The 2,017-nt window shown below is 61.4% G+C and carries 1 protein-coding gene and 2 pseudogenes; 2 read left to right on the top strand and 1 reads right to left on the bottom strand.

Annotated elements, in window-relative coordinates:
- Window positions 1-68: 68 nt before the first annotated feature.
- A pseudogene (locus tag K206_RS40460) lies at window positions 69-629 on the top strand (MFS transporter); the annotation flags it as partial.
- A gap of 103 nt (window positions 630-732) precedes the next feature.
- The gene (locus K206_RS0136035) at window positions 733-1,035 is read left to right on the top strand and encodes a YciI family protein (RefSeq protein ID WP_029044453.1); all 303 of its coding nucleotides are present in this window, start codon (window positions 733-735) and stop codon (window positions 1,033-1,035) included.
- Between the two features lie 208 nt (window positions 1,036-1,243).
- On the opposite strand, the pseudogene K206_RS0136030 reads toward K206_RS0136035, so the two are convergent.
- Window positions 1,244-2,017: pseudogene (locus K206_RS0136030) on the bottom strand (integrase); the annotation flags it as partial.

Genomic DNA, 2,017 nt, shown 5'->3' with positions numbered 1-2,017 from the left:
CTTCTCCCAGCGCCGGTTTGCGGGGGGCATTACCCCGTCACTTATTGCACTGAAAACGAGGAGACCCCTGGTTGACCAAGCTGATGGCTTCGGCGGGCTACAGCATCGGCTCAGCCTTGACTTTCGTGATCGTGATGAACCTGGGAGGAATTTTGGGCGCGATCGCTGGCGGCTGGCTAGCGGATCGGCTCCACATCAAGTACGTGCTCGCAAGCATGTATCTGATTGCGGCAGGCTCGTTGGCCATGCTGGGGCAGGAGGTCAGCACTAGCCTGCGTTATGTGCTGATCGGTCTTGCAGGCGGAACGACCATCGGTACGCAGATCGTAGGCTGCGCCTACGTGGGCCAGTTCTACCCGAACACGATTCGTGCAACCGGGCTGGGATGGTTCCTTGGTGTCGGGCGTGTGGGAGCCATTGTGGCGCCGATCGTGATTGGTGCGCTTGTGGGCGCCGAATTGCCTCTGGGGCTCAACTTCGTTGCCATCGGCATTCCAGGCTTGCTGGCGGCGATCTTGATCTTCTGCATTGACCATGCGAAGTCGGCATCGAATGAAAAGGAGGCGGCCAAGGAATCGTGGGCGACAGGGCGGCCTGCTGCAGGCGTGGTATTGGGCCGCGACTCTTGATCGCTGTGATCTAACGACTCTTCATAGAACATGCCCCACCACAGCTCCGAAAGAACTCGCCATGAATGCCAATCAGCCAGCATCGCCGGAAGGCGCGCCTAGTATTGCTTCTTTCTTCATCGTCATTGCAACCGATCATCCTGGCATGTCTGAAGTGCGTGCGCGGGTACGGCCGTCGCATCGCATTTGGCTGCGCGAGCATCCGGGCCACGCGATCAATGTTGTCCATGGGGGGCCGTTGCTGGACACGCAAGGCGCCATGGATGGCACGCTTCTCGTTGTGCAGGCGGCGCATATCGACGACGTGCACGCCTTCGTGGCCCACGACCCCTACGTACAGGCAGGTCTGTTTGCCGAGCTGTCGGTTCGCACATGGGAATGGACCTTGGGGCGGGGAACCTCATAAATCCTGGGTACAGGCCTCCTACCCGCCGCTCAAGGAACGGACATCCGGACGCGGAGGCGAAAAACCTTACCGGGAGGAATTGCAGTCGGTCTTGGCCGTCTGGTTGATCAGTTCGTTGCAATAGCCGCCCACGACGGGATTTAACGCACTCCTAGCGTCTAGGTAAACACGCGTTGCGGCACGCCGTTGGCGTCGAAGTCCTGGCTCGTCAGCACGGCGCTTCTTCGAGCGCATTCACGTGGCGTTGCAACTGGCGAACGAACTCGGAGAACTGGGGTGTCTCGTCTGTACTGGAGCGCTCGAACTCCTTATAGGGCGTGACGGCTTGCAATACTTTGCCCACGTTGGTCGGTGTGACGACATCGATGGCTGCACGGTTTCCGAGGTTGGAATGGGGCTTGGTCAACAGACGATACAGCGCCCAAGAATCTACATGCGGGCATTGGTTCATGAGCGCTTGGGCCAGCCGGCGCTTGAGCGGCACCAGTTGCCAGTCGGGAACGCGCTGCCCCCGGTTGCCCAAGCTGATGGACAGTAGCTTGCCTGCCTTCAGCTCGCGGTTGATCTGGTCTTTGGACTTCCCAGCCAGCTTCCCGAACAGCGCGACCGGCAGATTGTTCGGCGACTCGTACATGGCCAGCATTTCCTCACGCTCGCGCTGGATGGCAGAGACCTCCGACTCAGGAGCATGCGCCGGAGGCGGCGGCACCTGCGACAGGCGCTGGAACGTGATTCCGCCGCTGTTGGGGGTCACGACGATGGGCGTGGCCGCCACGGGCGGTGAGCCGGAGACACCGGGCTCGGCGACCGTCGGGGCCACGTCCACCGCTTCCTCCACTTCCGCCATCGCTGGCACCCCGTCGATACGGATGGTCAGGTGCGCGCTCGCAGCTTGCACTTCGCCCTGTTCGAGCAGGTCCAGGCGATCGGCCCAGTCCTGCATCATGCGGCGACGCGGCTCCACGTACTTGGCGTGGTTGTA

Origin of the sequence: Cupriavidus sp. WS, from assembly GCF_000395345.1 — a bacterium.
GTDB classification, from domain to species: domain Bacteria; phylum Pseudomonadota; class Gammaproteobacteria; order Burkholderiales; family Burkholderiaceae; genus Cupriavidus; species Cupriavidus basilensis_B.
Note: the sequence above shows the minus strand (reverse complement) of the source record. Positions and strands in the feature narration are given on the sequence as shown.